This is a genomic window from Leptolyngbya cf. ectocarpi LEGE 11479 (genome assembly GCF_015207065.1).
GTDB lineage: Bacteria > Cyanobacteriota > Cyanobacteriia > Phormidesmidales > Phormidesmidaceae > Leptothoe > Leptothoe ectocarpi.
In genome coordinates this window covers 1-5786 of the sequence record NZ_JADEXP010000400.1, presented here as the reverse complement: position 1 = coordinate 5786, position 5786 = coordinate 1, and the positions used below count along the sequence as shown (strand labels likewise).

The following is a 5786-nucleotide window of genomic DNA, read 5'->3' as shown; positions in this document are numbered from 1 at the left end:
GAGAGTGCCTATGTGCAGTTAGGGGGGCTGTCGCTGCCTTTATTGGGTGCGATCGCGTACGTGCTCATGGCGGCATTGGCCATTGTTCCGATTACGACCAAAAATAAATCCCTCGAAGGCCCCACATGGCTAGGATTGTTCATTGGCAGCACCGCTATGACCATCTTTAGCGGCTATCTGCTCTACGTCATGTTTGGTGTGTTGCAAGAACCCTGTATCCCTTGCTTATTATCAGCGTTTCTCTCGGTGGGATTGTGGGTATTGACCCTCATTGGTAACCGCTGGGAGAGTTTCGGTCAGCTGTTGTTACCGGGTATCTCGGTGGCCCTGGTTGCTACCATCGCCACCACAGGTTTATATGCCTACGCCCAAAACCCCGATACCTTTACAGCGGGTAACCCTCCCCCGGTCGTAGAGACCGACTCCGGTGCTGCAGAGATTGCTTTAGCCAAGCACTTAACTGCCATTGGTGCCAAGAAATACGGTGCCTGGTGGTGTCCCCACTGCCACGCGCAGCAAACTCTCTTTGGTAAGCAAGCGTTTGAGCATATTACTTATGTAGAATGCGACGACGAAGGCATAGATCCACAGCCCAATGCCTGCCGCGCAGCGGGTGTGCAGAGCTATCCCACCTGGGAAGTCAATGGCGAAACCTACGCTGGCGTTCAATCACTACAGTCCTTGGCTGCCGCTTCTGGCTATACCGGACCCCAGGAGTTTATAAATCAATCCCCTAACCACCCATAACAGTGACCTGGCGACATTAGTAGGAGCTAATATCGGGAGCCCAACTCAGTTGTTAGGATATTGGTGGATATCCATTACGTTCTCTATGACCTGAAAAAGGCTGTACTGACCACGGTTCCCGCCAAATACAAGCCCGTCAAAATCATGGCAGTTCCTGCGGCTCGATTGATCAGTGTATGCACCTTGGGATTTTGCAAAAGTCTCTGGGCTTGTCCTGCCATATAGGCATACGCTAGCTTTACACCTCCCACTGCACCTATGGTAATTACAATAATCAGGCTTGTATCTGTCACTGTGAGATTCGCAAGATCGACAAAGGCAGGTAAAAAGCCGATGTAAAACAATACTGCTTTTTGATCTCCAAGCGTGATCAGCAGACCCGTCAAAAAGCTTGAAATCCAAGAGGGCTTTTCCACACCGTTAATCTTTATCGCTGTTGCGTTTGCCCGCCATAGCGTCACCCCCAGTGCGATCAGGTAAGCGCTGCCCACACATTTAATCACAACAAATACGCTGACTAGCGTGGTTGCGAGAACAGCCAGACCATAGACCGCAAACAAGATAAACACAATATCGCCCATCACAATCCCTAAAGCCGTGACGCCGCCATGCCAAAATCCAGCGGAAAGCGAGCGGGCGATGACGGTAAGTACGCTTGTGCTGGGCAGTGCGGCTAGCACAACCATGGTAAAAAATAGAGAAATGAGACTTTGAAACGTCATATTTTTTGAGGTGTGAATTTATGACTGTGCGTTGATAGAGCTAAAGGGCTGCAGTGTACGTGCAAATCTGCTGACTAAATAGAAGACGGTGCTTCCGTTGTACCTTTAAGCCAGAGTGATTCAAACGCAATTTTGAGAGTCATCGCCAGGCCAGGATGGGTAATGCTCAACGCGGTAAAGCTGGGTGTACTCACCAGCGGATCTTGTAATGACAACAAGACACTCCGCCCATCGAATAGCTGCAGCTTAAACGGAACGGCGTCAACAAATCGAATTTCTTGTCCCCATGTCTGGCACTGACGAATAAACTCTTGACTGCTCGGATCTTGCCAGGCGTTGCGTTCATAGATGGTTCTATAGGATAGCCCCCGCTCTAATGCAGGACGTACCAGTTTGAGCCCAACCTCATAGCTCAACAGGGATGGCGACGTAAAAAAGGCACAAATGCTCTCCTGGGCTCCCCGCGCTAGTAGTTCTCCGCGCTCGGCAATGCGTGCCGGGTCAGAGAGCACCTCCACGTAGGCCAGCGGATCTTGATTGCGATGACCCGCCTCATACAACGGCCCCAACGCGGCCACTATCTGCTCGGTTTGCTGGCGTTGCTGCTCGATTTCCCGCTCATACTGCTGCTGTTTTGTTTGCAAAAGACCTGTGAGCCCAGCTTTAGGCGCCACTGCCTGAAATAATCGCTGTTTTCCCGAGCGTCGTTCTAGGGCGAGACCGCGATCGCACAAAGACGCCAGCACATCATAAATGCGCTGCCGAGGCACCTGGGCACAGGTCGCCAACTGCGGCGGCGTAAAATCTTGTCGCTCCAACAGGGCCAAATACACCGCTGCTTCATAGCGCGTTAGCCCCAGCGCTGTCAGGCGTGTAAGCGCCGTTCCGTCTGGTTGAGACTCGTTTGCTGCCATAGGACTAATCCATATTACTAATTATGTCACCACTGCTCAGTGGTGTTATTGTAAGCCTATGGTTGAACTGATATCAATCCCCTACGTTCAGATGACTACTACAACACTTAAAAATGCCCCAAACTCCCAAGAGCAGGCGGCGACTTTCCTATCCCAGGCCTATCTCCAGGGCCGTTTTCTTCCTTTCAAGGACGCCAATATCTCCATTGCCACCCATGCCCTGCACTACGGTACCGGCGTTCTGGGCGGTATCCGCGCGCTGCCAAATCCCTCGGTCCCCAATCAAATCCTCATTTTTCGCTTGGACGCCCACTGTCAGCGCCTATGCAACAGCGCTAAATATCTTGGCTATGCCATAGATCCTGCTGACCTGAAGACCACTCTGATCGAGTTTGTTTGTCGTAATCGTCCTACGGAGCCCTTTTACATTCGCCCATTGATTTACACGGCGGGGCTTGGGGTTGCTCCTCGTCTTCACGATATCGAGAAAGACCTGATCATTTACGGTATTCCCATGGGGGACTACCTAAAGAAAAAAACGGTGCGCTGTCGCATTAGCTCCTGGTCTCGTCAACGTGACTTAAGCCAGCCGCTCCGGGCGAAAACCACCGCTGCCTATATTGCCTCTGCTCTGGCTAAAACCGAAGCGATTGAGTCAGGTTTTGATGAGGCTATTTTGCTCAACAGCCACGGAAAAATCAGTGAGGCATCTGCCATGAACCTGTTCATTGTGCGCCAGGGACAGCTGATTACCCCCAGTATCGAGCAAGATATTCTCGAAGGTATCACTCGCGATAGCCTGCTGACCGTGGCGAGAGATTTGGGCATTCCCACCGTTGAGCGTCCGGTGGATAAATCAGAGTTAATGATTGCCGACGAGATTTTTCTTTGCGGCACAGCGGCGCAGATTGTTCCTGTTGCTAGTGTTGAGAATTATACGCTGCCAGAACAACGACCGGTGACGCAACAGCTGCAGCAGTGTTTGCGCGAGATTATGCAAGGTAAAAATTCCAGCTATACCAGCTGGCTGACCCAGATCGATTACGGCCAAGTTCATTCGGTTTAGGATCGAGGAATCAATTTCTCCAGTTGGTTACAGGACCTCGGCCCCTTTGGTTAAAGCTGCTGGAGAAGATGGTGGGCTGTGTTGGCCTCCGGACTCTCAGCCGAGGCTAACTCGAGAATAGATAGCAGCCGCTGTCGGGCAACGGTAGGTTGCCGTAGTTGGATCAATATTTGAGCTTCTAGCAGCAGATATCTCAGGTCGTTGGGGGCGACAGCCAGAACTTTTTCAATGGAGTCTAGGGCAGCTGTAGACTGTTGTTGAGCGTATAGAATAGCCGCCAGCCAATACCAGCCTTCAATCAAATCGGGTTCGAGACGAGTGGCTGTTTGCAGGGATGCGATCGCATCTTGCCCCCGACCCAGTTTGTCCAAAACCCGGCCCCGCTCAATCCAGACCTCAGCAAAGTTAGACATAATGCTGAGGGCACGATCGTAGGACCCCAGCGCCGCTTCATCCCAACCTTGATACTTCCAAAAAAGATTGCCGCGCAAGTACCAGGCGACATAGTCCTGAGGCATGGCCTGCACAACCGCATCCAGATCGGCAACGGCTTGCTGAGGGTGACCGGCTAAAATCCAGACCAAAGCCCGATCCCGCAGGGCTTGCACAAAGTCAGGTTCTAACTCCAGGGCCTGATTGTAGGCGCTGAGAGCCTTAGGATAATCTCCTAAGGCAGTTAAGACCTGACCTTTGCCATACCAGGCTGGATACAGATCGGCGTCTTGTTTGAGGGCTGTTTCAAAGGCTGATAAAGCTTGTTCAAACTTTTCTTGGCGGTACAGCTGATTACCTAAGTTGATCCAGTCGACGGCGTTTTGAGGTCGTTCCTGGGAAGCAACTAACAGACTGTTGTAAGAAGCAATATCACTCGTACTGGGGGTTGGTGGCGGCTGCGTCTGATAATCCCATTCAACTGGAAAACGGACCTGGGAGGTGAGATTATCGGGCAGCGGCAAACCACTGCTAAACCCCCAGTGCAGACGTGTTAAGCCTGTATCAGACGAAATCTCTTCTCCTTCAGAACGACCGTGGATGCCGATCACCTGACCGTCTGTGTTTAGGATCGGACCGCCGCTCATGCCTCGTTCTGTTGTTGTTGTATAAAACAAACGATAGCCGCGAGCCAATGGAGTTTGGGCATGGATGAGCCCGTACTGTCGCGGTAGTAGCTGCCCTCCAGTGAGACGATGCTGCAAAGGCTGCTGATGGATGTTGCTACCCTGCCAACCGGAGACAAAGACGTTGGGAAAGGCACTGTCTAACTGGGGATAGTCGGCCAATGTTGCGATTTCATAGGGGCGCGTGCTACGAAATGGGATCAAAGCGATATCCTGACCGGGAAACAGCGTGCGACTTTCATACTGCAGTGGATACTCGGTGCCGTCGGGGGCAATCACCCAGTATTCGTCTTCAGTGGCGACTACATGCTGAGCGGTTAATACCCAGTAGTGGTCGCGGTCCCTGGCGACAATCACCCCAGAACCAGGATTTAAGCCGTCAATGAGAACAGTAGTTGCTTGAGCGATTTGTTCAATTTCGTGGAGGGGACGTGCGATCGCATCCGCAGTGGTAATGGCTATCGTTGCGATCGCGATTACTGTCCAGTTTGTCAGTTTTTTGACAGCAGAAAACATGTTACCCCCTCCCCTCAGTAATTGTTAGGCGTTATCAATCGATAACTCTAGAGCTTGTAGTATTCCCCCTTTTCAAGGGGGCAAGGGGGGATCTCGCAGCATTTATAGGTGTTGCCGATCCCCCTCAATCCCCCTTAGAAAGGGGGATGTTAGAAGATAAATGAAGTTGATTGTCAACAACTTCTGACCTAACGAGAACTTTCCAATTGCTCAAGGCCACTCAAATAGTTCTCAACGTCGATGTACACCCGAGAACCACTCTCATACAGTGCACCTACCCGACGACCGTAGGACAGATCAAAGAGACGCTGCACCACAAAGCTCGCATTCTGCCCAGGCTTCAGGGTGAGTAGAAGGCCCTGACAGGGACCACCCAGTTCATCAGAGACGCAAATTACAGGTAAGCGATTGACAATCCCCGTTGTGATGTAGTTGAGAACGCCCGCTTCGTAGTAGCGCTCAAACCGGTCAGAAACCTGACGGCAGCGTGTGAGTGGATCGTAGCCAGAGCCTGCGAAGTAATCAGATACCCAGTGAATCACGGGCAGGGCTCCCTCAGGAGAATAAAAAACAGTGGTCGGGGCTACACCAGAGTAAGGAGATTCTACACAGGCGAAGGTACCTGCCAATTCGTGAGCGGGTTCTGCAGGCAGGATGATTTCAAATTCCTCAACCTCTACAGTGGGCTTGGCGGCCCCATGGT

At 51.8% G+C, this 5786-nt stretch carries 6 protein-coding genes; 2 read left to right on the top strand and 4 right to left on the bottom strand.

Going from position 1 to position 5786, the window contains the following annotated elements; genetic code table 11:
• Positions 1-747, top strand: a 747-nt coding sequence (locus tag IQ260_RS26790) for a vitamin K epoxide reductase family protein (protein WP_193996139.1), incomplete at its 5' end; no start/stop codon positions are given.
• An 83-nt stretch (positions 748-830) separates the two neighbouring features.
• On the opposite strand, the gene IQ260_RS26785 is transcribed toward IQ260_RS26790, so the two are convergent.
• Positions 831-1433 (bottom strand): LysE family translocator, encoded by a 603-nt coding sequence (locus tag IQ260_RS26785; RefSeq protein ID WP_228016468.1) that lies wholly within the window; start codon positions 1431-1433, stop codon positions 831-833.
• A gap of 110 nt (positions 1434-1543) precedes the next feature.
• On the bottom strand, positions 1544-2383 hold the full coding sequence (locus tag IQ260_RS26780; RefSeq protein WP_193996137.1) for a TrmB family transcriptional regulator: 840 nt from the start codon (positions 2381-2383) through the stop codon (positions 1544-1546).
• Positions 2384-2474: 91 nt separating this feature from the next.
• Here IQ260_RS26780 and IQ260_RS26775 point away from each other — a divergent pair, with 91 nt between their 5' ends.
• Positions 2475-3449, top strand: a complete 975-nt coding sequence (locus tag IQ260_RS26775; protein WP_193996136.1) for a branched-chain amino acid transaminase — start codon at positions 2475-2477, stop codon at positions 3447-3449.
• A gap of 50 nt (positions 3450-3499) precedes the next feature.
• On the opposite strand, the gene IQ260_RS26770 is transcribed toward IQ260_RS26775, so the two are convergent.
• Together IQ260_RS26770 and IQ260_RS26765 are read right to left on the bottom strand one after the other, a co-directional pair.
• Positions 3500-5083: a tetratricopeptide repeat-containing S1 family peptidase gene (locus IQ260_RS26770; protein ID WP_193996135.1), complete on the bottom strand. Its 1584-nt coding sequence runs from the start codon at positions 5081-5083 to the stop codon at positions 3500-3502.
• A gap of 188 nt (positions 5084-5271) precedes the next feature.
• Positions 5272-5786: COP23 domain-containing protein (locus tag IQ260_RS26765; RefSeq protein WP_228016467.1), on the bottom strand; the 515-nt coding region annotated here is incomplete at its 5' end.

Excerpts from the sequence above, each read along its gene's own strand:
- IQ260_RS26785 (WP_228016468.1), bottom strand. The coding sequence starts at position 1,433 with ATGGTTGTGCTAGCCGCACTGCCCAGCACAAGCGTACTTACCGTCATC.
- IQ260_RS26780 (WP_193996137.1), bottom strand. The coding sequence starts at position 2,383 with ATGGCAGCAAACGAGTCTCAACCAGACGGAACGGCGCTTACACGCCTG.
- IQ260_RS26775 (WP_193996136.1), top strand. The coding sequence starts at position 2,475 with ATGACTACTACAACACTTAAAAATGCCCCAAACTCCCAAGAGCAGGCG.
- IQ260_RS26770 (WP_193996135.1), bottom strand. The coding sequence starts at position 5,083 with ATGTTTTCTGCTGTCAAAAAACTGACAAACTGGACAGTAATCGCGATC.